Genomic DNA, 25,364 nt, shown 5'->3' with positions numbered 1-25,364 from the left:
CGGGGACTCACAGCAATGACGCCCAACCTTTCACCGCCCCGACCACGCTTCCCCTGAACAACCCAGCACCGGTGCCGGGGTGGATTGATTGGGGGGCAGTGAGCAAGAAGGTTCACTTTCTGGTGGTAGGCAGTGTTGGGAACGAGCAGTGGCTGAAAAATGGAGGATCTGTGTCGCCGTTAGCACCGTGAACTCCAAAGGTGCCGCGTCTTGTCCTTCAAAGCGTAATCCATCCCGTAGCCAACCCATGTACAGCGACAATCGCCCCTACCACGGTGGCCGCAAATAGCAAACGCTCTGGCCCGCTGAAAACGGGCAGGCCTTGCTCACGCCGGGCCTGGATGTAGAGCAACGTGCCCGGCGCGTAAATCACCGCGGACAGCAGCAGGTACTTCAACCCTCCCGCATACAGCATGAGCAGCGCATACGCCGTTGCCAGGATGGCGATTACCAGGTCTTTCGCACGTCCCCCTTCAACTACCGTGTAGGTTTCGCGGGTCTTTGCGAGTTTGAGCGCATACGCTGCCACCAACAGGTAGGGAATCAGTGTCAATGAACTGGTCAGTTCCAGTGCCAAGGTAAACGCGTATTCAGTAAAGAACGTCAGAACCAGAAAGAACTGCACCAGCAGTGTCGTCAGCCAGAGTGCCGCGCTGGGTACCTTGTGGGCATTTTCACGGCTCAGGAACTGCGGCATCGCCTTATCATGCGCCGCCGAGAAGAGCACTTCGGCTGCCAGCAAGGTCCAGGACAGGTATGCACCGAGCACCGACACAAGCAGGCCGATGCTAATGAAAATCGCGCCCCAATGCCCCACGATCGCCTCCAGCACTCCTGCCATCGAAGGCTGGCGCAACTCGGCAAGCTCGGGGCGAAGCATCACCCCGTAGCTCAGCAGGGTGATCAGCATCAGCAGGCCTAAGACGCCCAAAAATCCCAGTATTGTCGCAATGCCGACATCTCGGCGATTTGTCGCGTAGCGTGAGTAGACGCTGGCGCCCTCGATGCCCAGGAATACGAATACGGTGACCAACATCGTGGCGCGCACCTGCTCGAACAATGAGCCGTCGGCATTGCCAGCCTGCGCGGCCTCCACCGCCGCATGGCCGACGCGGCCGTAATCGTCGGCATGCGCCAGGTCGGGCGACGTTGCCGTGAGGGCGTCACCCCAGAAGTTCAGCATGAACAGGTTGCGGTCGAAGGCCACGATTAGCACCACGACGAAAACCACGATGGGAATGATCTTGGCGATGGTAGCAATCGTGTTGATCACCGTAGCCTGCTGCACACCCCGCAGGACGAGAAAGTGGAAACCCCACAGCAGCACGGATGAAGCAGCGATAGCGGCAAGCGTATTACCGTCGCCGAACACTGGAAAGAAGCTGCCCAGCGTCGACTTGATCAAAATGAAGTAAGAAACGTTTCCGATGCAGGTGCCGGCCCAGAAGCCAAACGCAGAGGCAAAGCCAAGGTAGTTGCCGAAACCGGCCCTTGCGTACGCATAGATGCCGGAGTCCAACTCGGGTTTGCGGTGCGCAAGGTTCTGGAAGACGAAGGCAAGCATCAGCATGCCAATGCCCGCGATCAACCAAGCGATGAGTGCCCCCAAGCCACCTGTAGCGCCAGCGAAAGTCGCAGGGAGCGAGAAAATACCTGCTCCGATCATTGAGCCTACGACTAGCGCTGTCAGCGCGACTACATTGAGCTTTCCTTCAGTATGTGCACTCATCAATGCGCGTCCTTGACATGGCTCGACACAGTAAAGACGAAGCATCAAGTTTGGTCCAACCACGGGGGCGGGTTCACCGAAATGCGCATTCTGATCAGCGAGCTCGGCCAGTCGCTGCCAATGCAGCGACCGGGTTTAGCAGCCCGCCCAAACTGATCAAGGTGCAAACAGCGCCCCTTCTCGATCAACCGGCGCTATTTTTATGCCTGTTGTCTCGTGTCATGGCGGCTGTGCCCGGGGCGCCTGGCATCGGTCAAATTGCTCCCTCCTGCACCTTGGTTGGGCCTGTGAATGCCCAGACCACCCATGCCGCAGCACTGATCAAGGCGCCCAGCAGGCTGACAGCCACCCAGCCCCAAAGCGCATACACCTGGGTCGCGGCTACCGCCCCCAGCGCACTGCCGACCGAGTAGAAGCCCATGTAGGCGCCCACCATGCGACTCTGGGCATCGGGTCGTGCAGCAAAGATGAGGCTCTGGTTGGTGACATGCACGGCTTGCACCGCGAAGTCGAGCAACACCACGCCACACACCAGCGCGATCAGGGACGACTCGGTGAACGAGATGGGTAACCAGGACAGTGTCAGCAGGCCCAGCGAAATGCCGGTAACGCGTTGCCCCAGGCCTTGATCGGCCCAGCGGCCGGCTCGTCTGGCGGCCAGCGCAGCGACCACGCCCGCCAGGCCAAACATGCCGATGGCCGTGTGTGAAAGCGCCAGCGGCGCAGCGCTCAATGGCAGCACGACCGATGTCCACAGCACAGAAAAAGCGGCGAAGATCAACAGTGCCAGCAAGCCCCTGACCCGCAACACCGGCTCGGTCAGGAACAGCATGAACAGCGATCGGATCAGCGCTGGGTAGGACTGTTGGCTGGGAGGCGAGACGGTGGCGGGCACCACCTTCCAGAACACCACTGCGATGCTCAGCATCAACCCCGAGGATACGAAGTAGACCGCGCGCCAACCTGCAAGGTCGGCGATCAGCCCCGAGGTAAACCGGGCCAGCAGAATGCCCAGGACAATTCCACTGGTTACGGTACCCACCGCCTGCCCACGCTGCGAGGGCGTTGCCAGCACGGCGGCATAGGCCACAAGCACCTGGACGACCACCGACATCAAGCCCATCACGACCATCGCACCCAGCAGGGCCAGCCATTGCTGGGATGCGCCAACAGCCGCCAATGCAATCGCCAACAGTATCACTTGGGTGAGGATCAGCCGCTTTCGGTTGACCTTGTCACCCAGGGGTACGATCAATAGCAACCCTAGCGCATACCCCACCTGGGTGGCGGTCACCACGCCGCCGATCAGCCCCGCAGTGACGCCCAGGCTTTGCGCCATCGAGGCCAGCAAGGGTTGAGCGAAGTAGACATTGGCCACGGCCAGTGCGCAGGTGACGGAAAACAACAGCGTGAGCGAAGCACAGAGCCCCGCAGACGCGTCGGCCCCGCAGCGTTGCCCAGTGTCCGTATGCGGCGCCCCGGGCGTCTGCCTGGTGAAACGTTCGGCATCTACTGTCATGTACGCCTCCATGGCGCTAAACTGGTTGCAATTCGAAACCTGATCGCATTGTTGCCAATTCAGGTTTCAAAATGCAACCACATTTTTCCGGTTCTCCAACAGGTCAATACGATGGTCGAAGAGACTGCACTGCAAAGCAGCGAATGCCCGGTAGCAAGAACACTGGAGGCGATCGGGGATCGCTGGTCGCTGATGATCATCCGCGATGCCTTTGATGACGTTCGTCGATTCAGCGAATTTCAGAAGCGTTTGGGCGTGGCCAAGAACATCCTGGCATCGCGACTCAAAACGTTGGTGGAGATCGGCGTGTTCGACATCCGGCCGGCGTCTGATGGAAGCGCCTACAAGGAGTACGTGCTCACCCAGAAAGGACGGGAGATTTTCCCGGTCGTGGTAAGCCTGCGGCAGTGGGGCGAACGTTTTCTCTTTGAGCCGGGCGAGATGCATTCCGTACTGGTGGACAACGCGTCCGGACAGGCGCTGATGCCGCTGCAGGTTCGCTCATCGAGCGGTGAAGTACTGGGACCGTCCGACTGCCACAAAGTCAGACGTGCCGCCGACGCCTCGTGAACCGACCGCGACCCCAACCCATACCAGATCCACCATGCGGAAATCGCCATGCATCCCAACAAAGCCTGCGCTGTCGTCCTCTCCCCTGCACCCCAGCCTCGTATTCTCCTGTTCCGCCACCCTCTGGCGGGCGTGCAACTGGTCAAGGGCACGATCGAAAAGGGAGAAGCGCCCGCGCAAGCAGCCCTGCGTGAATTGAAGGAAGAGTCGGGTATCACTGCTGCCCACGCCTCAAGCGACCTAGGTTGCTGGGACGCCGGGCATCTTGGCCAGGTCTGGTCGTTTCAGTTGTGCCAGGTGTACGAGCCGTTGCCTGAGCAATGGTCCCATCACACGCTTGACGACCACGGCCATTGCTTCGAATTCTTCTGGGCTTCACTGGACCGGTTGCCCTACGCCGACTGCCATCCGCTGTTTCGACGTGCGCTTGAATTCGTGACGACCACATTGAAGGAGCGAGGCCTCTAGCCCCTCATCACCCGTAGGGGCAAGCCCGCTCCTGCCGCATCAATGTGCCGACGCGCCGCTTGCGCCCACGCCGGTCTGGCCGCGCACGTACTGGTCCTCGAAGGCTTCGCGCTCGGCCTTGGCGCGGGCGCTGTGGTCGAGTTTCGAGCACACATAGGCCGCCAGGAACGCCAGTGGCATGGAGAACAACGCCGGTTGGGTGTAGGGGAACAGCGGCTCGCTGAAGTGGAACACATCGACCCACACCAGCTTCGACAGCACCACGAACGCCATGGCACTCACCAACCCGAGGTAGCCTCCCGCCAGCGCGCCCCGCGTGGTCAGCCCACGCCAGAACATCGAGAGAAACAACACCGGGAAGTTCGCCGACGCGGCAATACCGAACGCCAGGGCCACCATGAACGCGACGTTGGTGTTCTCGAACACAATGCCCAGGCCAATAGCCACCAGGCCCAGCCCCAGAGTGGCGAACTTGGTGACGCGCAACTCCTGCGCTTCACTGGCCGTGCCCTTCTTGATCACCCGTGCATAGAGGTCGTGGGCAATGGCCGAAGCGCCAGCCAGGGCGAGCCCGGACACCACGGCCAGGATGGTGGCGAAAGTCACCGCCGAGAGAAAGCCCAGCAGCATGTTGCCGCCCACCGCCTGGGCCAGGTGCATGGCGACCATGTTGCCGCCGCCCAGTAGTTTGCCGCCGGCCTGGCCACCCTCGAAGTACTGCGGCTCCTGGCTGACGATCACGATCGAGGCCAGGCCCAGCAGGAAGATCACGTTGAAGAAATAGCCGATGAAGCCCGTGGCATAGAGCACCGACTTGCGCGCCTCCTTGGCGTCGCTGACGGTGAAGAAGCGCATCAGGATATGTGGCAGCCCGGCAGTACCGAACACCAGCCCAAGGCTCAGCGACAGTGCAGTCAGCGGATCGGCCAGCAGGCTACCGGGCGCCAGCAGGCGTTCACCCAGGCCATGGATGCCCATCGCACGGGTGACCAGGGTGTCGTAGCTGAAGTTGAACTCGTTCATCGCCAGCAGCATCACCAGGGTGCCGCCCACCATCAGCAAGAAAGCCTTGATGATCTGCACCCAGGTGGTCGCCACCATGCCGCCGAAGGTCACGTAGAGCATCATCAGCGCACCGACGATCAGCAAGGCAATGTGGTAGTCCAGGCCGAACAGCAACTTGATCAACTGCCCCGCCCCCACCATCTGCGCCACCAGGTAGAAGCACACCACGGTCAACGAACCAATCGCCGCCATGGTCCGCACCTTGCCCTGGTCCAGGCGGTACGAGGTGATGTCGGCGAAGGTGAAGCGCCCCAGGTTGCGCAGCCGTTCGGTCATCAGCAACAGCAGCACCGGCCAGCCGGCGAAGAAGGCGATCAGGTAGATGTAGCCGTCCATCCCGGAGGTGTAGATCAGCGCGGTGATGCCCAGCAGGGTCGAGGCCGACATATAGTCGCCCGCCAGCGCCAGGCCGTTCTGGAACCCCGAAATGCCACCCCCGGCGCTGTAGAAGTCGGCCGTCGAGCGGGTACGCCGCGCGGCCCACCAGGTGATGGCCAGGGTGAAGACCACGAACACCATGAACATGCCGATGGCATGCAGGTTCAACGGCTGCTGCGTCGCCACCGCCATCGCTGGCGAGGCCAGCAGCGAGGTGGAGCCGCACGCGGTACCAAGGGCCAGCAGCAGACGCGCGCTCATCGTGCCTCCTCCTGCTCGACCTGGGCGATCAGCTCGCGGGTCATGCGGTCGAACTCGCCATTGGCGCGGTACACGTAGAAGCCGGACAACGCGCAGAAAAACACGAACAGCGATACCCCGGCGACCACCCCGAAGGTCAGGTTCGAGCCCTCGGCAAGGCGCCGGGCAATCAGCTCGGGCCAGAACGACACCAGCCCCATATAGGCGTAGAACACCGCCACGATCACCACCAGAAGACCGAGCGTAAGCCGGTTGCGTCGAGCCACCAGCTCGATGAATTGGGTGTTGCGCCGTATGCGTGCATACAAGGGACTGGAACTGGGCATGTGACCACCTCTGACGAAAGCACGTGTTGTTATTGGAAAATGTGTGCGCTTGGTCCATCACTGCTCGGCGTGGCTGGGCACCTCCCGGGGCGCCTTGGCCCACTCGCGTAGCACGAATTTCTGGATCTTGCCGGTCGCTGTCTTGGGCAACGCCACCAGCGAGACCTGTCGCGGCGCCTTGAAATGCGCCAGGCGCTCGCGACACCAGAGGATCAGGTCATCGCCACTGACACTGGCTGCGGCGTCGGCCCGCAAGGTGACGAAGGCATGCGGTGTTTCCCCCCAACGCGGGTCGGGACTCGCCACCACGGCGGCCTCGATCACCCCCGGGTGCTGGTAGAGCACTTCTTCGATTTCCAGCGAGCTGATGTTCTCGCCGCCGGAGATGATGATGTCCTTGGAACGGTCCTTGATTTCCACGTAGCCGTCGGGGTGCAGCACCGCCAGGTCGCCGGTGTGCAGCCAGCCATCGGCGAAGGCGGTGCGGGTCGCCTCAGGGTTGTTCAGGTAGCCCTTCATCACCGTGTTGCCGCGCACTACCAGCTCGCCCAGGGTGACCCCGTCAGCGGCGACCGGCTGTCCACTGTCGACGTCGAGCACCGTGGCCTCTTCAAGCATCGGATGGGCCACGCCCTGGCGGCTCATGAACTGTGCGCGGGCCTCCAGGGGCAGCTCGTCCAGCCCTGGTTGCCACATGCACAGGGTGCTCGGCCCATAACTCTCGGTCATGCCATAGGCGTGGGTGATGCTGAAACCGCGCGCCTGCATCGCGGCGATCACCGCGCTGGGCGGTGCGGCGCCACCGGTGATCACCTCCACCGGCTGGCCACCACGCCGTTCGAACTGCTGCTCGGCATGGATCAGCATCGACATCACCACCGGCGCCGCGCTCATGTGGGTGACCCCGTGTTCGGCGATCGCGGTATAGATCGAGTGGGGCTGCACCTTGCGCAGGCAGACGTGGGTGCCGCCGCAGAGGGTTACCGCCCAGGTGTGGCTCCAGCCATTGCAATGGAACATCGGCAGCGTCCACAGGTACACGCTGCGCGGCCCGAGCTGGAAGATCAGCGCCCCGGCGCAGGCGTTGAGGTAGGCGCCGCGGTGATGCAGGAGCACCCCCTTGGGATCGCCGGTAGTGCCGGAGGTGTAGTTGAGGGCAATCGACTGCCATTCGTTTTCTGGCAGCGAAAGCGCGCGCCCGGCATCGCCCTGGGCCAGGAACGCCTCGTAGTCCAGTTCGCCGATCAGCTCACCGCCACTGGCCTGGGGGTCGTCGATATCGACCACCAGCGGCCGAGTCTCGAGCAGTGTCAGCGCCTGGCGCACGGTGGCGCTGAACTCGCGGTCGCAGATCAGCACCTTGGCGCCCGAGTGGCGAAGAATGAAGGCAATACTCTGTGCTTCCAGGCGAATATTGATACTCACCAGCACTGCGCCGGCGCCCGGTACCCCGTAGTGGGCTTCAAGCAGCTCCGGCACGTTCGGCGCCAGCAGCGCCACGCGGTCGCCAGGCTGCACCCCTACCCGCTCCAGGGCGCTGGCAAGCGATCGGCTGCGCTGGTGCAACTGTCGATAGTTGTAGCGACGCTCGCCGTGAATCACCGCGTCGCGGTCCGGGTAGATGTGCGCGGCACGCTTGAGAAAGGACACCGGTGACAGGGGTACATAGTTGGCGTCGTTGGGCGCCAGCGGGGTGTCGAACATCGAAGGCATCATGTAGTTCTCCCGACCGTCATCGGTCTGTTGTTGTTCTCATGCAGTGATGCGCCTGGCGGCTACAGGCCGCTGCACAGATGCCCACCATCGACCACGATCTCGGCACCGGTCATGGCCTTGCCGGCATCGGATGCCAGCAGCAACAGGGCACCATCGAGGTCGCCCGGCCGGCTGAAGGCACGGCTGGGAATCCGCGCCCGGAGTTTCTCTCCCGCCTCGCTGCGCAAAAAGTCTTCGTTCAGTTCAGTCATCACGTAGCCGGGAGCCAGGGCGTTGACCCGGATGCCGTGGCGCGCCAGCTCCAGTGCCATGGCACGGGTCAGCTGGGCCAGCCCCGCCTTGGCCGCCACGTAGGGGCTGACGGCCCCGGCCACGCGGCTGGCAAGAATCGAGGTGACATTGATCAGGCTGCCGCCGCGCCCTGCCTGCACCATGCGCCGCGCGGCTTCCTGGGCAACCCTCCAGGCGCCCTTGAGGTTGGTGTCGAGAATGCGGTCCCAGCCTTCGTCGTCGTAGGCCAGCACGTTGCGGCTGTCGCTGACGCCGGCGTTGTTGACCAGGATGTCCAGCGGGCCGATTTCATCGAGGCAGCGGCTGACATCATCGCGACGGGTCACGTCGAGCGTGAAGGCCCGGGCCGTGCCGCCGGCCGCCTGGATGTCTTCCACCAACTGGTGCAACGGCTCGCTGCGCCGCGCCGCCACCGCCACCTGCGCACCGGCGGCCGCCAGGGTCAGGGCGAAGTGCCGGCCCAGCCCACTGGAGGCCCCCGTGACCAGGGCGCGGCGACCGTCGAGGTTGAACAGCTGGGCAATGGAAGGCTGCATCAGTGCGCTCCTGTACGGCGGTCGAGTATCTTTTTCGCCAGGCTCATGCGGTGCACTTCGCTCGGTCCGTCATAGATGCGAAACGGGCGAATGTCGCGGAAGATCCGCTCGACCACGGTGTCGTCGGTCACGCCGCGACCACCGAGCATTTGCACACAGCGGTCGACCACCCGCCACAACGCCTCGGCGCTGATCACCTTGGCCATGCTCGAGTCGACATTGGCACGCTGGCCCTGGTCGAGCACCCAGGCGCAATGCCAGACCGCCAGGCGCACCACGTGCAGATCCATCAGATTGTCCGCGAGCATGAAGCCGACGCCCTGATGCTCGCCCAGCGGCTTGCCGAAAGAGTCGCGAGTGCGGGCGTAGTCGCAGGCGATATCGTGGGCCCGGCGGGCAGCACCGAGCCAGCGCATGCAGTGGGTCAGCCGCGCCGGTGCCAGGCGCACCTGGGCATAGCGAAAACCGGCGCCGATTTCACCCAGCACGTCGCTGGCCGGAATCCGCAGGTTGTCGAAGCGCAGCTGGCTATGCCCGCCGGTAAAGCAGCTGTCCAGGGAGTTCAGCTGCCGCTCGTGGACAATGCCCTCGCGGTCCATGTCGGACAGGAACATGGTCGCCGTACCGTCCTCCATGCGCGCCATGATGATCACGAACCCAGCGCCCTCGGCGCCGGTGATCAACCATTTGTGACCATTGATGAGGTAGTCGTTGCCGTCGCGGGTGGCGGTGGTTCGCAGCATCGACGGGTCGGAGCCGGAACCCGGCGCAGGCTCGGTCATGGCAAAGCAGGAACGGATGTGGCCCTGCACCAGCGGCCGTAGCCAGCGGTCCTTCTGGGCCTCGGTCGCGACCACGTCCATCAGGTGAATGTTGCCTTCGTCGGGCGCATGGATGTTCAGCGCCACGGGGCCCAGCGGTGAGTAACCGGCCTCTTCGAAGACGATGGCCTTGGCGATATGGCTCAGCGCCTGGCCGCCCATTTCGCGGCTGGCGTGCGGAGTCAACAGGCCAGCCTTGCGGGCGCGCTCGACCAGCGTCTGGCGCAAGGACTCGCTGGGACCATGGGCGGTCTGGCCAGGGTCGTTTTCCAGGGGGATCACCTGCTCGGCAATAAAGGCGCGGGTTTTCTCCTGCAGGGCGAGCAATTCATCGGGAATGGTGAAATTCATGGTTGTCCTTGGGTGCTTGGCACGGTGCGGTGTTCTAAGGGGGCGACTGGCGCGCTCATGGCAGCGCCTTCGGATTGCTGATCGCCAGCTGTGCGAGGGTGATGTGTTGCAGCGCCCCGACCAACCGGCCGCGTTCATCGCCCGCATCGAAGCGGCCTTCGCGAATGGCGGCGGCCAGCCCTTGACGGGCGTCCGCCAGCGACAGCGGGCAGTTGTCCAGCAGCGCGTGCAGTTGCTCCTGTTCCAGGGCATCGGCGTCGCTTGCGGCCTGGCACTCGCGGGCAGCGATGGCCATGGCGCTGGCAACCATCAGAGTCAGGTAGCGTTTGTCGGCAGGCAGCGCCGGCAGCAGCTCCTGCAGCAGGGTCAGGCGGGCGATGTGCAGCAGCTCGTGGGCCTGGGGACGCTTCATCGTGTGCCTCCCGCCGTCAGGCGCAGAATGTCCAGTTCCAGTTCGGGTAGCAGGCGTCCGGTGAGCGCCAGCTCCAGCGAAGGCTCTTCACCCGAAAGGTGGCGTTGGCTTTGCTGCAGGGCGATCACGGCCCAGCGCAGGGTCGCCATCACTTGCCAGTAGTCGAGTTGCTCACGGTCGATGTGCAGCGTGGAGACCTCGCGATAGCCCCGCAAAAAATCTTCCAGCTGACCGATGCCGCCCGCCTCGAGGTCCGGCCGGGTGAAGCGCCAGCAGCGCGCGCTGAACCAGCCGATGTCTTCGCGGGGGTCGCCCCAGCCGGTGAATTCCCAATCCAGCACCGCTTGCAAGCCGCCTTCAGTGGCCAGGTAATTACCGGTGCGGTAGTCGCCGTGCAGCAGGCACACGGCGCTGTCGGTCGGTGCGTTGAGTTCGCACCAGCGCAGGCCCCATTCCAGCACCGGGTGCGCGCCTTCATGGCGATCGAGGAACGCCCGGTACGTGGCGATGCTGGCCAGTGCCGGGGCGCTGTCGGGCACCGGCAGAAAGTCCAGCTCGGCGCAGGGCGGGCGCAGTTGATGCAGCCGCGCAAGGTTGGCGCCCAGCTCGGCGGCGAGGCGGGCATTGCCCTGGGGCGCACACTGGCCGCTGAGCAAGCGGCCCGCGGCAACCCCCGGCAGCCACTCCATGAGAAAGAAGGCGCGGCCGATCACCGCCGGGTCACGGCACAACCACAGTGGCCGAGGCACTTTTACCCCGGCCCGGTGCACCCGGCCGAGCACGGCAAATTCCTGGGCGCGACTCAGGCTGGCCGGTAGCGCGGAGGCGGCATCGCTGCGCAGTACCCAGCGCTGCACACCGGCAAAGGGACCGCCGTCGAGTTGCACTTCGAGCAGCCAGTTTTCCTGAATCGCACCGCCCGAAAGCTGTTTGCGCTGCAGGATGACCACCCGCTGCGCCTGGGCCTGCTCGCCGATGAACGCCAGCAGGGGTTGGTCGTTCGCCGCGTCGCTGTGCACGCCAGCGGCTTGAGATGCTGCGTTGAGATTGCTCATGAAGCGATTCGCCCTGCCCTTTGGATTTTTTATCGGGAGTTGCTGGTGACCAGAGCTATAGCAATGGCCGGGCCAATCATCGCCCCGGCGCCTATGAATCGACGCAATGCCCCGCCGTAGCTGGGTTGCCGTAGCACAAGGGCGCCAAGGCTCGGCGGTCGGCGACGGATACTCGTTTCACTTTCGAGACAAATCTGTTCAACTCTGAAAAACAATTTCATCCTTGAACAGAGGAGCCGCCCATGCCGTTGCCCCGTGCGCAAATCGTCGTGCTCATCAGCCACCTGCAACGCCCCAACCAGCAAAGTCGTCTGGCGCAGGTGGTCGAGGGAGTGATGGGGGACTACGCCGAAGAGGCGAGCATCCAGGTGCTCGACACTTCGGTGGACCACGCACTGCAGGTAGCCTGCGAACTGGAACGGCGCGGCGAAGTCGATGTGTTCGTGTGTGCCGGCGCCACCGCCGCCTACCTGCGCAAGCACCTCACCCGCCCGGTGCTGTCGATGCGTATCAGCGGCGCCGACCTGCTGCGTGCCCTGGAGCAGGCGCGCTCGCACTCCTCGCAGGTGGCAATCCTCAGCTACAACCACATCAACGCCGAACTGCAGGCCATGGCCGGGCTGTTCACCGTGCAGTTCCAGCAGGCGTCCTATACCACCCTGGAGCAAGCGCGGGCGGCGGTGGATCAGGTGGCACGGCTGGGTTGTCGCAGCGTCATCGGCTCATCCACGGTGCTGGAACTGGCCGAGCAGGCCGGCCTGCATGGCGTGCTGTCACTGAGTAGCGAGACCGTGCGCAAGGCCCTTGAAGAGGCGCTCGGCATCCTGCACAGCCAGCGCATCGAGATTGCCAAGCGCCAGCACCTGAACGCCGTGTTGCAGCACATCCCGGCGGGGGTGGCGGCGGTCGACAACCAGGGCATCGTGCAATCGCTCAACCCGGCCCTGGCGCTGCTGCTGGATCTCCCGGCCAGCGCCGCCCTCGGGCGTTCCTTGCAGGAGTTGTGTCCGGGGCTGAACCTGGAGCAGGCGTTGCGCGAAGGCGTCGGCGAAGAAAACCAGGTCATCCGTCTCGGCGTCCACCAGGTCGTCAGCAACCTGCTGCCGCTGCTGGAAAACGGGCAGCGTACCGGCATGGTGCTGGTCTGCCAGGACATCACTGCGGTACAGCGCGCCGACCAGCGCATCCGCTCCTCCCGGCGCCCCGGCGCCTTCGCCGCCAAGTACCGGCTGGAGCAGATCAGCGGCAACAGCCTGGCCAACCGCGAACTGCTGCGCCTGGCCGAGCGCTATGCCCTGACCGACTCGACCATCCTCATCACCGGCGAGAGCGGCACCGGCAAGGAGCTGCTGGCCCAGGGCATCCACAACGCCAGCAAGCGCCCCCATGGGCCATTCGTGGCGATCAACTGTGCGGCGTTCCCCGAGACGCTGCTCGAGAGCGAGCTGTTCGGCTACGAGGAAGGCGCGTTCAGCGGCTCGCGCAAGGGCGGCAAGCCCGGTCTGTTCGAGGCGGCGCACCGCGGCACGCTGTTTCTCGATGAGATCGGCGACATGCCGGTGTCGCTGCAGACCCGCCTGCTGCGGGTGCTGCAGGAGCGCGAAGTGTTGCGCCTGGGCGGCACCGAGCCGATCTCCATCGACGTGCGCATTATCGCCGCCACCCATCAGGACCTGCGGGGCGCCATCGAGGCCGGGCACTTTCGGACCGACCTGTATTACCGGCTGAACATCCTGCGTTTGCAGACTCTCCCCTTGCGCGAGCGTCGCGAAGACATCCCGCTGATCGCCCGCGGCATCGTTCAGGGGCTGCTGGTCAGTGGCCAGCCGCGCGGTGCAGGCGCCCTGCCCCCGGCCTTGCTGCCGTACCTGCTGGACTACCCCTGGCCGGGCAACGTGCGCGAGCTTGAAAACATCGTCGAGCGCGCGGTGCTCTCGGCCAACGACCTGGCCCAGCACGGCGGCATCGACGAGCAACGGCTGGCGCGCTTGCTGCCGGAGTTATTCGAAAAACGCGAGCGCCCGCCAGCGCCATTACCGGCGATAGCGCACGACCTGCGCGCGCTGGGCAAGGCGGCGCAGTTGACGCATGTTCGCCAGACGCTGGAGGCGTGCCAGGGCAATCACGATGAAGCGGCGCGGCGGCTGGGTATCAGCCGCACGACGCTGTGGCGGCGCTTGCGTGGCTGATCCTGCTGCAGGCCAGGCAACCTCGAATGTGCAGGCTGCATTGGCCTCATCGCTGGCAAACCAGCTCCCACAGGATCGGCGTAGCAAGCAAGAACACCACAGGCCAGCAAGAGCGCAGTGAATTGCGCTCTTGGTCTTGCTTTTGATCCGACAGGGTTCACGCCACTTCGGTGGGAGCGGGCTGGCCCCGCGACATGGACGGCGCATGTGCCTGATAGAAGCATTGAAATGCCTGGGCAGGCATCGCCTTGGCGAAGTACCAGCCCTGGCCGAACTGCACCCCCTGCCCGCGCAGATACTCCATTTGCGCCTGGGTCTCGATGCCCTCGGCGACGATCTGCAGGCGCAGGCTCTTGGCCATTTCGATGACGTGCGTGGTGACCGAACCGGCAGTGGCATCCGGGTCGAGGGTATCGACGAACGACTTGTCGATTTTCAGAATATCCAGGGGCAGTTGCTGCAGGTGCTGAAGGCTGGAAAAGCCGGTGCCGAAATCGTCGATGGCCGCCAGGTGCCCCAAGGCGCGCGCTCGATTGACGGTAGCTCGCGCCTCGTCGATCGCGACAAAGCCACGCTCGGTCGCTTCCAGCCAGATCTGTTGCGGACTCACCCCGGCCTTGCGCAGGGTCGCCTGCAACTTGGGCAGGAAGCGACCACTGCTGACATCCGCGGCCGCCAGGTTGATCGACACATGCAGGCCACGTTCCTGTACCAGCAGCGGACCGAGGTCATGCATCACCTGCTCGAACACCTGATCGGTGATCGGCAAGATCAAGCCACTCTTCTCGGCCAGCGGAATGAAGGCATCAGGGCACACCAGGGTCCCGTCCCGGCGGCGCCAGCGCAGCAGCGCCTCGGCGCCGATGCAATGGCCATCGCCCAGACTCATGATCGGCTGGTAGTGAACGATGAACTCTCGATTGCGCACGGCCAAGCGAAGCGCGGCCAACGGCGACAAGCGTCGTCGTGTCCGCCTGACCAGCACCATGGCCAGCACCCCGGCCATCAACCCGCCGATGGGCAGCAACAGCATTTCCATCCGTACCAGCCCTTGCAGCAGCTCCCGTCGCGACAAGGCGGCAATCGCCACCCAGTCGCCGCTGTGAACCAGCGTGTAGAGGTAGCCTTCCTCAAGCCCCTTGGCGGAGCCCGAATGCACACGGCTCAAAAAGTGTTCCACCTCCGGCCGCGAGGCGCTGACCAAGTGGCCGCCGGCGGTCCCCACTGCCAACTGGACATTGTCGTCCAGGGGCACCTGAAGGAACTGCTCCGGGTCCACCAGCACGTTGAACGCGGCGTACTGCAGGGCCATCATCGGTTTGGCCGCGACGATTCGCGGCTGCACGCCCAGCGAAACCCGCACGCCGTCGGAGGTGGTGAAGTCTTCCCGCCAGGGCGTCACATGACGCCCCAGCGAACCCCAGGATCCGCAGGCAAAGACCTCTTCTTCGACATAGCCGACCGACTTCACGGAAAAGGTATTGATGGTCAACAGCCGCATCTGGTCGATGCTTTCCGGCGTGCAGGGTGCCAGGGTGGAGCCGGCGATGCTCTTGAGCGCGCCGGCCGCCTCGTGAAAGGTGCCGTTGGCCCTGCTGGAGGCGACGCCCGCCAGGGTTTCGAGACGCTGCTGGGCCGATTGCAGGTTCAGCATCCAGGCCAGGTAGCCCATCAACAGCACCGGCAGCAGCACACACGGAAACCCCAGGAGAATGCTTTCCCAGACGATGCGTTTACGGTTCATGTTGCCGCCTTGGCCGTTGGCCTGTGTCCAGCCACTACAGCCTAGGCCTGCCCCGCTGGTGCGACATTGCCGCAGATCAACGCCACCCCCGGTCGGTGATCCGCTGCCACTGATCGGCAACCTCCTGCACACTCGCGCACTTGATCCGGGCAAGGTCGGTCGGGTAGTCCACTCCCGGGTTCTCGCAAAAGCGCGTGGCGGTGAACTGGCCGTTGCTGGCCCGCAGGATCACGCCAGTGTCCCGGCACAACGAGCTGGCCAGGTACAACACCCCCGGCACCACCCATTCCGGCTTGAGGTTCTCGGGTGGCTGGGTGATACCCCACATGCGCGTCTTGGCCACCGGCGACACCGCGTTGACCAGGATGTCGTGCTCGCGGCCCTCCATGCTCAAGGCGTTCATGATCCCGATCTGGGCCATCTTGCCGGCCGCGTAGGCAGTCAGGCCCACCTGGGCGTATTGCGCGTACATGGCGCGGTCGGAGGTGGTCAGCACCACTCGCGCAGCGGCCGAGCGCTTGAGGTGCGGCCAGGCATGCTTGCTCAACCAGATCGGCGCCTGCACATTGATGCCCAGCGAGCGTTGCAGGAACGACGCGTCTTGCTCCTCGATCGGCTGGTAACCGACCCAACCGGCGTTGTGGATCAGGATGTCGAGCCCACCGAACCGCTCGACAGCCAGTGCGACCAACGCCTTGCACCCGGCCTCTTCGTCCAGGTTTCCGGCATGCGCCACCACCTGCCCGCCCTCGGCCTGCAATGCGCGTACGGCCGCGTGCACGACGCCTTCATCCTTGCCCGCACCCGCCCGGTCAGTGCCCAGGTCGCTGACGACGACCCGGGCACCTTCGGCCAGCAGTGCCTTGGCGTAGGCAAGCCCAAGCCCCTGGGCAGCCCCGGTGACGATGGCGACTTTGTCTTTGAACAGCATGGTCCACTCCTTTGGGTAATTGTCCTTTGCACAGGAAAGGCTGCGACAGCCTAGCAGTCCTTATCGAGCGCTGGCATCCGCCTCGTGCTCATCGGCGAAGGCCATGAACATCTCCAGGTCCAGCACCTCCAGCTTGATCCTGGCGATGAACGCCGAGAACGCCAGGTTGGCGGCCAGCAGTCGCAGGTCACTGGCCCAGGCCGGAACATGTACCGGCCCCTTGAGCCAGCCCGACTCGAACAGCGGTCCCAGGCGCACGGTGTCACTCAGGCTCAGGCGCCCGGCAAACAAGCGGCCCACCAGTTCCGGCCGGTTGTCGCGGATGGCGATGCGCATCAGCGTGTGGACGCCAAGCAGGCCGGTCAGGTAGGCCGCATCCTTGGTAAACGCCGAGCCGCCACGCAGGTCGGCGCCACGGAATATCCGCTGGGTCGAGCGGAAAGATTCCTCCTCTGACTGACCTGCTGCCAGGAACCCTTCGAACACCTGGATGAAGTCGGCGCCGTCGAGCGCCTGCTGGACCGCCAGCACGCGCAAGGCCAGGCGGCGCAGGCGGTTGATGTCCATGCTGGCGGTGAACAGCTCGGCCAGGGTGGCAATCCCTTCCTGGGTCTGGGTGGTGCGCGGCGCCCCCAGGCCCAGGCATTTGAGGTTGGGTTGCAACGCGCCATTCTGCGCCGTGGCGACATGCACGAAGGCCTCGTGCTGCAGCAACTGGTTCTTGTCCAGCTCCGAGAACAGCGCACTGGCGCGCAGGCGGATGCGGCTCGACCCGGCGATGGCCTTGGCGGCGAGGGTCGGGTCGAGCCTGACGCTGATCTGGCCCACGCCGAAAAAACGGTCCAGCTCCGGCTGCATCCAGGCGGCGAAATCCTTGGCCGGGATAGTCGCCTCGCTCGGTGGAATCCGGGAGCCGCCCAACAGGGCGTCGGTGGTCTGGAGAAAGAAACGGGCCGCGTCGAGCATGCTCAGTTGCTGCCTGGGGTAATAGAAATCCGGGCGCCGATAAAGCGCAGCGCAATATTGCGTGAAGGCGGGCGTGCCAATGGCGCCCAGCATGCGGGCGGCGGTGGCATAGCTGCGCGCGGTCATGGCGAGGAAGTGCCCGGCCGGATGGCTTACATCGCAACGGCCGATAAAGGCTTCCAACGCGGCGATGTCGCCACTGTGGTCACGTGGGCACTGCTCGACGTCGGGCAGTTGCGCTTTACCGGCGCGCCAGTTCGCCAGGAAAACGTCCTCGACACCCTCCGGCCAGGACAGTGCATCCAGCACACGGATCCTGCGGGCCAGACCAGGCAGTGCGGCATCGAGCTCGGACAGGGAGGCAAGGCTCATGGCGAGATCCGCTCGTAAACAGGGGGTGATCTCGAAAGCTTAGCCACTCTCCGGTAGGAACGGGCTTGCCCTTACAAGTAGATAGCAAGTAGCCATCATTAAATACTCAAGATCTGTCTACCCATGGCCGATACCGTTCGAACATCCCGATAAAAATCGAGTGAACTCACCACGCCATGAACAGAAGTCTTCGTTTCAGTCACAAAATTCTTTTGGCCGCTTCATTGATCGTGTTGCTCGCCTTCACCCTGTTCACCCTCTACAACGACTACCTGCAACGCAATGCCACCCGCACCAGCCTGGAAAACTACCTGGCAGAAATGGGTGAATCGACGTCCACCAACATTCGCAACCTACTGGAGGGGCGCATCACGCTGGTGGAGAACCTGGCACAGAATATCGCCCAGCAACCCGCCAACGCCGAAACCCTGATGGGGCAACAGGCGCTGGTCTCGAGCTTTCTCACGGTCTACCTGGGCAAGGTCGATGGCGGTTTCAGCGTGCGTCCCGACGCCAAGATGGCCGACGACTACGACCCACGCACCCGCCCCTGGTACAAGGACGGCATGAGCGCCAGCGGCGCGATACTCACCGAACCCTACCTCGACCTGACCACCAACAACATGGTCATCGGCATTCTCAGCAAAGTCTCCAGCAGCATCGGCGTGGTCGGTGGCGACCTGGCGCTGGACGGCCTGGCGCAGATCATCAACTCGCTGAGTTTCGGCGGCATGGGCTATGCCTTCCTGGTCAACGACCAGGGCAAGATCCTGGTCCATCCAGACCAGACCCTGGTGATGAAATCGCTGTCGGACCTGTTCCCTGGGCGCACGCCAAAACTGTCCGGCGAGCTGACCGAGGTCCAGGCCGATGGCCAGGCGCGGCTGCTGACCTTCACGCCGATCAAGGGGCTGCCTTCGGCCAACTGGTACATCGGCCTGTCGGTGGACAAGGGCAAGGCCTATGCGATGCTCAGCGAGTTTCGCACCTCGGCGATCATTGCCACGCTCATTGCGGTGGCCATCATCATCTGCCTGCTCGGGCTGCTGATCCAAGTCCTGCTGCAACCGCTGCACACCATGACTCGCGCCATGGAAGACATCGCCCAAGGTGAAGGCGACCTGACCAAACGCCTGAGCATCCACAGCCAGGACGAATTCGGCGACCTGGGCAACGCCTTCAACCGGTTCGTCGAGCGTATCCATACCTCGATCCGCGAGGTGTCTTCGGCCACCGAGCAGGTCAATGAAGTGGCCCTGCGGGTGGTCAGTGCCTCCAACTCGTCGATGGTCAATTCCGACGAGCAGGCCAACCGTACCAACAGCGTGGCCGCCGCGATCAACGAGCTTGGCGCCGCCGCCCAGGAAATCGCCCATAACGCCGCGCAAGCCTCCCAGCAGGCAAGCTCGGCTCGACGCCTGGCCGAAGAAGGCCAGCAGGTGGTCGATCGCAACATTGCCGCCATGAACCGTCTTTCGGACTTGATCTGCACCTCCAGTTCGCACATCGAGACGCTCAACAGCAAGACCGTGAACATCGGGCAGATCCTCGAGGTGATCACCAGCATCTCCCAGCAGACCAATCTGCTGGCCCTCAACGCGGCCATTGAAGCGGCGCGGGCCGGTGAAGCCGGCCGCGGCTTTGCCGTGGTCGCCGATGAAGTGCGCAATCTTGCCCACCGCACCCAGGAATCGGCGCAGCAAGTGCAGAGCATGATCGAGGAGCTGCAGGTAGGCGCCCGCGAATCGGTCGACACCATGGGCCAGAGCCAGCGCCACAGCCAGGACAGCGTCGAGATCGCCAATCAGGCCGGTGAACGCCTCGGTAGCGTGAACCTGCGCATTGGGGAAATCGACGGCATGAACCAGTCAGTAGCCACGGCCACCGAAGAGCAGACCGCCGTGGTCGAGGCGATCAACATGGACATCAACGAAATCAACATGCTCAACCAGGAAGGAGTGGAAAACCTGCAGTCCACCCTGCGCGCCTGCGCCGACCTGGAACAACAGGCCAGCCGCCTGAAGCACCTGGTGGGCAGCTTCCGCATCTGACCGTAGTAGCGGGCTTGCCCCTACAGGTGGAGCATTTCGCTGATCCAGCGGACTTGCCGGGCGACGTCTTCAGGCGCTGCCTGGTGGGTGAGGATCCGTTGCTTGAGGCGCAACCGACGTTGCCACTTGACCAGGAACGCCTCGCTGCGCGCCTGCATCAGCAGCGGGCCGAAGTACAGCTCCCGGTCGGTGTACTGCACCGGCCCGCTGCGCTCGGCGACGATGATTTCATAGTCGAAACGGTTCTCGCGCAGCACCTCTTCAAAGAGGATGCGATAACCGTTTTCCATCAGCCACTGGCGCAATGGCTGCTCGCCGCCGTTGGGTTGCAGGATCAGGCGTTCCTCGCCACGCAGGCGCGCCTTGTCACGCTCGAGGATGTCGCGGATCGTCTCGCCGCCCATGCCACACAGGCTGATCGCGGTAATGCCGTCCTGCGGCTCGATCGCCGCCAGGCCGTTGGCCAGGCGCACGGTAATCTGCTGCTCCAGGCCCTCTTCGCGCACAGTGCGCTCGGCGGCGCGAAACGGCGTCAACGCTACTTCGCCGGCCACCGCCGCCGCGATGACACCACGGCGCATCAAGGCCACCGGCAGGTAGCCATGATCCGAGCCGATATCGGCCAGGCGCGCCCCGGCGGGCACCTGTGCTGCCACGCGCTCAAGTCGCATGGACAATGTCTGTTCGTTCAACTGCAGCCCTTCTTCATTTGTAGACGTACCGACCTCTCGCGGGGCAAGCCCGCTCCTACAGGGGCTATGCAACTTGTCGGCGCATTGCCAGGATTGCGGCGCCGAAGCCGATGAACGTCGAGCCCACCACTCGGCTGATCCACACCGAAAACGCCGGGCGGGTCAGTACACCCTTGGCCCGGGAGGCCAATGCGGCATACAGGCTCAACGAGGCCAGCGACAACGCCATGAAGATCGAGGTCAGGAGCAGGAACTGCGGCAGCAACGCTGCGCCCTGATCGATGAACTGCGGGAACAGCGCGGTGAAGAACATCGTCGCCTTGGGGTTGGTGGCGGCTGTCAGGAACGCCGCCTTGTACAGCTTCAAGCGCGATGGCTTGGCCACGATACCCCCGGCTTGAACATCACACGCCAGCATCGGCGTCTTCCTGAACAACTGCTTGGCGCCCAGGTAGAACAGATAGCCCGCGCCCAGGATTTTCACGGCGTTGAACATCCACTCGGAGCTCGCAAGCAATGCGCCCAGCCCCAACATCGCCGCCGCCGACAGGCAGAACAGCCCGCTGGCATTGCCGATCGACGACCACACCGCGTAACGCGGCCCATACGCCAGGCTGTTGTTGATCGCCATCAACGTCGCCGGGCCAGGGCTTGCGATGGCAATGGCGGCCACCAGGGTAAAAGCGAGAATCGAGTGAAGGTCCATTTTCAGGTTCTTGGCACAGAGAAAGAAGTGGGCATGTTACAGGACAACCGAGAGTTGTCTGAACAGCGCTGCCACAACGACCCCCGCCGCAATCGCGGGCAGCGGCTTGCGCAGCACCAGCATGACGATGGCCGTTGTCAGCAAAGCGAGTCGCGCGCCGTTGTCGCCGGTGACCGCCAACGGCGCCAGCACCGCGACCAGTACCGAACCGGACATGGCACTGATGAACTGCTGCACCCGATAGTTGATCGGTACGAAGGACATCACGAACACGCCGCCCCAGCGCGTGGCCAGGGTGACCACCGCCATGATCAGGATGAGGTAGAAGGTGCCGAAACCTGCGCTATCAATGCTCAATTTTTTTCTCCATCCACACTGCGCCCAGAATGCCGCCGGCCAATGCCCCGGCCACGACATGGCTGTTTTCCGGCAAGTAGGCGTACGCCAGCAGCGACGCGCCCGCAGCCACGCTCCAGATGATCAGCATGCGCAGGTTCTTTTGCCCGCCGATCACCATCGCCAGCAAAAAGCAGCCCATCACCATGTCCAGGCCCAGGCTCACCGGATCGTGGATCGCACTGCCAAACACCAGCCCCAGCCAGCTGCCCAGCGCCCATGCCGACCACAAGGCCAGCCCGCCACCGAACAACAACCCCAAGCCCGACTTGCCGGCGTTGTAGGCCTGCATCGACATTGCCCAGTTGGCGTCCGAGACCACCAGCATCACACCGTAGCGCCTGGCCCGTGGCAGTTCGCGAAGCCAGGGGTACAAGGTCGCCCCCATCAACAGGTGCCGGGCATTGATTGCAAACACCGTGACCATCAACGGAACCACCGGCACCTGCTGCCCCCACAGATCGAGCGCAGCGAACTGCGCCGCACCGGCAAATACCAGGGCGCTCATGAGCACAGTCGAGGCGTCGTCCAGGCCTCGCTGTGCGGCGGCAAGCCCGAAGGCCACGCCGAACACCACGACAAACAGGGAAATGGGCATCAGTTGCTTGAAACCCTCCCCTACCTCCTTCCAGTCCAGCGCGACTGCGCTTTTTTCAACGTTCAAGCAACCTCACCTCTTTACATTGTTAGCCCGCTTCTACTGTGACCATCCATCAGTTGGATCCCACGCCCGGAGCAGGCCACTAGACTTCATATGGGGGACGAAATCAACGCACCTCACAACCGGAGATCTGTGATGAACAGAGCATCTTGGCTGGCGTTGGTAGCGGCGGTCGGGGCAATTTCAGGCTGCGCGAGCAGATCCGAAGTTGTCGATGTCCCCCTCCAGGCTACCCCGCTGAACGCAACGCATATCGCTCGGGCCACCCTCAGCCCGGTGGGCGACCAGACCGGCATCAAGCTCACCATCGGCGGGGTTCCCCATGACCTGGCCGTACCCAGCCGCCTGGACACGGCCATCGTCGCCGGGTCGTGCCAGCACCTGGGCAACCCTGCCTACACCGCCCGCCAGGCCAACAGCGTCGACTATCCCTCGCTGGCCCCGCGTACCCAGTACTGGGCCCAGGCACCGGTGGCGCTGAGCGAACTGGCCAAGGGTGACTATGCCCTGCTCGTGCGCACCAGCCCGGCAGACGGCAGCCAACCGCTGTTCTGCGGCGATATCAAGGAAGGCTGAGCGCAGGGCTTGCTGTGTAATGGGCTTGTTGTGGGAGCGGGGCAGGCCCGCTCCCACACCACCGCACGCCTATCTCTTCAAGAGATGGCTCCATCTGAAATCAGCACTACGGGTGTTGGCCGAAGCCTGCCTAATATGAGCACTACCTCCCTACAAATGCCGCACGCTTGAGGCGGCGAACAAGAATCGGAGATTGCTCGATGCCCCTTCCCCAATCCCTGCGCGATGACCTGTGCCTGTTGCTCGGCGAGCGGTTTTCTACCTCTGCCAGCGTGCGCGAGCACCATGGCAGCGATATTTCCGCCCTCGATCCGATGCCACCGGATGCCGTGGCCTACGCCAACAGCCTCGACGATATCGTCGGTATCAGCGCCGCGTGCTACCGCCACGATGTGCCGATGATCGCCTATGGCAGCGGCACGTCCCTCGAGGGCTGGCTGCAGGCCACCCACGGTGGCGTGAGCATCGATGTCTCCGGCATGAACCAGATTGTCGATATCCGCGTCGACGACATGGACGCCACCGTGCAACCGGGCGTGACCCGCAAGCAACTCAATGCAGCCTTGCATGGCACCGGGCTGTTCTTTCCCATCGACCCGGGCGCCGACGCCTCCCTGGGCGGTATGGCGGCGACCCGCGCCTCCGGCACCAACGCCGTGCGCTACGGCACCATGCGCGAGAACGTGCTGGGCATGACCGCCGTGCTGGCCGACGGGCGAGTGATCAACACCGGCGGCCGGGCCCGCAAGTCATCGGCAGGCTATGACCTGACCCATTTGCTGGTGGGCTCGGGCGGTACCCTGGCGACCATCGCCGAGCTGACCGTCAAGTTGCACCCGATTCCCGAGGCCATCTCGGCAGCCGTGTGCCGCTTCCCCAGTGTCGATCACGCGGTACGGGCGGTGATCCAGATCATCCAGCTGGGCGTCCCCGTCGCCCGCATCGAGCTGCTCGATGCGCTGACCATGCGCGCCCTCAACGCCTACAGCAAGACGCAACTGCGCGAGGCGCCCTCGCTACTCTTCGAACTGCATGGCTCCGACGCCGGAGTGAAGGAACAGCTTGAGACCGTGCGCATGGTCGCCGACGAACACCAGGGCCTGGACTTCGAGTGGGCGGTGCACCCGGAAGACCGCAGCCGCTTGTGGCAAGCCCGCCACGATGGCTATTTCGCAGCCCTGGCCTTGCGCCCCGGCTGCCGTGCCCTGACCACCGATGCAGTGGTGCCGATTTCGCGGCTGGCCGACTGCATTGAAGCGACCGCCACCGACCTTGCCGAAAGCGGCTTGATCGCTCCGATTTTCGGCCATGTCGGCGATGGCAATTTCCACGCGCTGATTCTCGTCGACCCGGACGATCATGCCGAAGTCGAGCGCGCCGAAGCGGCAGCGCACCGGCTGGCCGAGCGGGCCATCGCCATGAACGGCAGCTGCACCGGCGAGCACGGTATCGGCTTGACCAAGCAACACTTCATGGCGGTTGAACACGGGGCAAACGCGGTGGACACCATGAAGGCGATCAAGGCCGCACTGGACCCGAAGCAGTTGATGAACCCCGGGAAGATTTTTCCTCGCGCACGCGTCGCAGGCTGACGCGCTGTACCATCACCGGCCCCGTACATTCCAGTGCCGCAGGAAGCCCCAATGGAAATCCGCCAGATCAGATACTTCGTCGCCGTGATCGACTGCGGCAGCCTGTCCCAAGCCGCGCGCCAGGTGCATGTGGCGCAGTCGGCCTTGAGCAAGCAGATGTCGGCGCTGGAAGACGAGCTGGGGGTGCAGCTGTTTCACCGCAGCCACAATGGCGTGATCGCCAGCGAAGCCGGCAAGGTGTTCTACGAATATGCCCAGGGCATGCTCAAGCACCTGGTCGATGCCCGCGCCGCGGTCACCAGCAGCCCGGACTCGGTCAGCGGCTCGATCATCGTGGCGTTGCCGCAAAGCGTCGCGACCATCCTTGCCATGCCGCTGATGCGGGCAGTGGCCGCGCGCTACCCCAAGGTGTCGTTCCATCTCAATGAAGAGCTGACCGGCAACGTCATGGACCAGCTGATCCGCGGCCGCGTGGACCTTGCCCTGTTCACCTCCGGCGACCTGCCCGCGCAAGTGCTGTTCAGTGCCTTGATCGAAGAAGACTTCTACCTGATCCACCGAGCCAACGCCGCCGATGCGCCACCTGCCGGTGAAGTGTCGCTGGCCCAGGCACTGGCCCGGCCACTGGTGTTCCCGAGCCAGGCCCACGGCCACAGCACCCGCACCCTGGTCGAGCAGGCGGTGGCACGCCACGGGCTGACCGTGGGCGAGATCGCCATGGAGGTCAACTCCGTGCACATCCTCAAAAGCGCGGTGGAGGCCGGCATCGGCCACACCATCATGCCGTTGAACCTGGCCATGCGCGAAATCGATGACGGACGCCTGGTGGCCCACCGGATTGCCGCCGACGGGGTCTCGCGCACCCTGGGCATCTGCAGTTGCGCCTCGATGCCCGCCAGCCACCTCAAGACGCTGATCAGTGAGTTGATCCGCGAAGTCGTCCGGGACATGTGCGCGAGCGGCGACTGGCCGGGAGGTCGCGCGCTCTGA

The 25,364-nt window shown here is 64.1% G+C and carries 23 protein-coding genes and 1 pseudogene; 8 read left to right on the top strand and 16 right to left on the bottom strand.

What is annotated here, in order from left to right; genetic code table 11:
* Window positions 1-217 precede the first annotated feature (217 nt).
* The gene (locus NPS58_RS03440) at window positions 218-1,729 is read right to left on the bottom strand and encodes an amino acid permease (RefSeq protein ID WP_274113542.1); all 1,512 of its coding nucleotides are present in this window, start codon (window positions 1,727-1,729) and stop codon (window positions 218-220) included.
* 253 nt (window positions 1,730-1,982) lie between these two features.
* Window positions 1,983-3,248: an MFS transporter gene (locus NPS58_RS03435; protein ID WP_274113540.1), complete on the bottom strand. Its 1,266-nt coding sequence runs from the start codon at window positions 3,246-3,248 to the stop codon at window positions 1,983-1,985.
* Between the two features lie 111 nt (window positions 3,249-3,359).
* On the opposite strand from NPS58_RS03435, the gene NPS58_RS03430 reads away from it, so the two are divergent.
* Window positions 3,360-3,818 carry a winged helix-turn-helix transcriptional regulator gene (locus tag NPS58_RS03430; protein ID WP_274113539.1) on the top strand — a complete coding sequence of 153 codons (459 nt, stop codon included), beginning with the start codon at window positions 3,360-3,362 and terminating at the stop codon, window positions 3,816-3,818.
* Window positions 3,819-3,866: 48 nt separating this feature from the next.
* Window positions 3,867-4,286 carry an NUDIX hydrolase gene (locus tag NPS58_RS03425; RefSeq protein ID WP_274113537.1) on the top strand — a complete coding sequence of 140 codons (420 nt, stop codon included), beginning with the start codon at window positions 3,867-3,869 and terminating at the stop codon, window positions 4,284-4,286.
* 39 nt (window positions 4,287-4,325) lie between these two features.
* Here NPS58_RS03425 and NPS58_RS03420 read toward each other — a convergent pair whose 3' ends face one another.
* The 7 genes from NPS58_RS03420 to NPS58_RS03390 all read right to left on the bottom strand — a co-directional run bounded on the left by NPS58_RS03420 (window position 4,326) and on the right by NPS58_RS03390 (window position 11,498).
* Entirely contained in the window at window positions 4,326-5,990 is a 1,665-nt protein-coding gene (locus NPS58_RS03420) for a cation acetate symporter (RefSeq protein WP_274113535.1), read from the bottom strand.
* Window positions 5,987-6,316 (bottom strand): DUF485 domain-containing protein, encoded by a 330-nt coding sequence (locus NPS58_RS03415; RefSeq protein ID WP_274113533.1) that lies wholly within the window; start codon window positions 6,314-6,316, stop codon window positions 5,987-5,989. Before NPS58_RS03415 ends, NPS58_RS03420 begins: the two co-directional genes overlap by 4 nt.
* A gap of 57 nt (window positions 6,317-6,373) precedes the next feature.
* The gene (locus NPS58_RS03410; RefSeq protein ID WP_425313048.1) at window positions 6,374-8,029 is read right to left on the bottom strand and encodes an acyl-CoA synthetase; all 1,656 of its coding nucleotides are present in this window, start codon (window positions 8,027-8,029) and stop codon (window positions 6,374-6,376) included.
* A gap of 62 nt (window positions 8,030-8,091) precedes the next feature.
* Window positions 8,092-8,859 carry an SDR family NAD(P)-dependent oxidoreductase gene (locus NPS58_RS03405; RefSeq protein ID WP_274113528.1) on the bottom strand — a complete coding sequence of 256 codons (768 nt, stop codon included), beginning with the start codon at window positions 8,857-8,859 and terminating at the stop codon, window positions 8,092-8,094.
* Window positions 8,859-10,031 (bottom strand): acyl-CoA dehydrogenase family protein, encoded by a 1,173-nt coding sequence (locus tag NPS58_RS03400; RefSeq protein ID WP_274113526.1) that lies wholly within the window; start codon window positions 10,029-10,031, stop codon window positions 8,859-8,861. Before NPS58_RS03400 ends, NPS58_RS03405 begins: the two co-directional genes overlap by 1 nt.
* 55 nt (window positions 10,032-10,086) lie before the next feature.
* Complete coding sequence (locus tag NPS58_RS03395) at window positions 10,087-10,443, bottom strand: DUF6285 domain-containing protein (protein WP_274113524.1); 357 nt, start codon at window positions 10,441-10,443, stop codon at window positions 10,087-10,089.
* The gene (locus NPS58_RS03390; RefSeq protein ID WP_274113522.1) at window positions 10,440-11,498 is read right to left on the bottom strand and encodes a phosphotransferase family protein; all 1,059 of its coding nucleotides are present in this window, start codon (window positions 11,496-11,498) and stop codon (window positions 10,440-10,442) included. The genes NPS58_RS03395 and NPS58_RS03390 overlap by 4 nt, the downstream gene beginning before the upstream one ends.
* 242 nt (window positions 11,499-11,740) lie before the next feature.
* Here NPS58_RS03390 and prpR point away from each other — a divergent pair, with 242 nt between their 5' ends.
* Window positions 11,741-13,687: a propionate catabolism operon regulatory protein PrpR gene (gene prpR / locus NPS58_RS03385; protein WP_274113520.1), complete on the top strand. Its 1,947-nt coding sequence runs from the start codon at window positions 11,741-11,743 to the stop codon at window positions 13,685-13,687.
* 157 nt (window positions 13,688-13,844) lie between these two features.
* Here the strand turns inward: prpR and NPS58_RS03380 are convergent, their stop codons facing one another.
* The 3 genes from NPS58_RS03380 to NPS58_RS03370 form a co-directional block, all read right to left on the bottom strand.
* A complete protein-coding gene (locus NPS58_RS03380) occupies window positions 13,845-15,431 on the bottom strand; it encodes an EAL domain-containing protein (protein ID WP_274113517.1) in 1,587 nt (528 codons plus the stop codon).
* A gap of 76 nt (window positions 15,432-15,507) precedes the next feature.
* Window positions 15,508-16,362, bottom strand: coding sequence for an SDR family NAD(P)-dependent oxidoreductase (locus NPS58_RS03375; protein WP_274113515.1), 855 nt, complete (start codon window positions 16,360-16,362; stop codon window positions 15,508-15,510).
* Between the two features lie 60 nt (window positions 16,363-16,422).
* A complete protein-coding gene (locus NPS58_RS03370) occupies window positions 16,423-17,700 on the bottom strand; it encodes a tyrosine/phenylalanine carboxypeptidase domain-containing protein (RefSeq protein WP_274113513.1) in 1,278 nt (425 codons plus the stop codon).
* Between the two features lie 176 nt (window positions 17,701-17,876).
* Between NPS58_RS03370 and NPS58_RS29535 the strand changes: the two are divergent.
* Window positions 17,877-18,893: pseudogene (locus NPS58_RS29535) on the top strand (HAMP domain-containing protein); the annotation flags it as partial.
* 93 nt (window positions 18,894-18,986) lie between these two features.
* A complete protein-coding gene (locus NPS58_RS29530) occupies window positions 18,987-19,751 on the top strand; it encodes a methyl-accepting chemotaxis protein (protein WP_425313047.1) in 765 nt (254 codons plus the stop codon).
* Between the two features lie 20 nt (window positions 19,752-19,771).
* Here NPS58_RS29530 and NPS58_RS03360 read toward each other — a convergent pair whose 3' ends face one another.
* The 4 genes from NPS58_RS03360 to NPS58_RS03345 all read right to left on the bottom strand — a co-directional run bounded on the left by NPS58_RS03360 (window position 19,772) and on the right by NPS58_RS03345 (window position 22,209).
* Window positions 19,772-20,443 carry a tRNA (adenine(22)-N(1))-methyltransferase gene (locus NPS58_RS03360; RefSeq protein WP_279843951.1) on the bottom strand — a complete coding sequence of 224 codons (672 nt, stop codon included), beginning with the start codon at window positions 20,441-20,443 and terminating at the stop codon, window positions 19,772-19,774.
* 64 nt (window positions 20,444-20,507) lie between these two features.
* A complete protein-coding gene (locus NPS58_RS03355; protein ID WP_274113510.1) occupies window positions 20,508-21,149 on the bottom strand; it encodes a LysE family translocator in 642 nt (213 codons plus the stop codon).
* Between the two features lie 36 nt (window positions 21,150-21,185).
* Window positions 21,186-21,506, bottom strand: a complete 321-nt coding sequence (locus NPS58_RS03350) for an AzlD family protein (protein WP_274113508.1) — start codon at window positions 21,504-21,506, stop codon at window positions 21,186-21,188.
* A complete protein-coding gene (locus NPS58_RS03345) occupies window positions 21,496-22,209 on the bottom strand; it encodes an AzlC family ABC transporter permease (RefSeq protein ID WP_274113506.1) in 714 nt (237 codons plus the stop codon). The genes NPS58_RS03350 and NPS58_RS03345 overlap by 11 nt, the downstream gene beginning before the upstream one ends.
* Before the next feature lie 132 nt (window positions 22,210-22,341).
* Here NPS58_RS03345 and NPS58_RS03340 point away from each other — a divergent pair, with 132 nt between their 5' ends.
* The 3 genes from NPS58_RS03340 (at window position 22,342) to NPS58_RS03330 (ending at window position 25,364) form a co-directional block, all read left to right on the top strand.
* Window positions 22,342-22,782, top strand: coding sequence for a hypothetical protein (locus NPS58_RS03340; RefSeq protein WP_274113504.1), 441 nt, complete (start codon window positions 22,342-22,344; stop codon window positions 22,780-22,782).
* A gap of 200 nt (window positions 22,783-22,982) precedes the next feature.
* Complete coding sequence (locus NPS58_RS03335; RefSeq protein WP_274113502.1) at window positions 22,983-24,374, top strand: FAD-binding oxidoreductase; 1,392 nt, start codon at window positions 22,983-22,985, stop codon at window positions 24,372-24,374.
* Between the two features lie 51 nt (window positions 24,375-24,425).
* Entirely contained in the window at window positions 24,426-25,364 is a 939-nt protein-coding gene (locus tag NPS58_RS03330) for a LysR family transcriptional regulator (protein WP_274113500.1), read from the top strand.

It is taken from the genome of Pseudomonas putida (assembly GCF_028682455.1).
GTDB lineage: Bacteria > Pseudomonadota > Gammaproteobacteria > Pseudomonadales > Pseudomonadaceae > Aquipseudomonas > Aquipseudomonas putida_AA.
The sequence above is the reverse complement of the archived record's forward strand: the minus strand, read 5'-3'. Positions and strand labels throughout refer to the sequence as shown.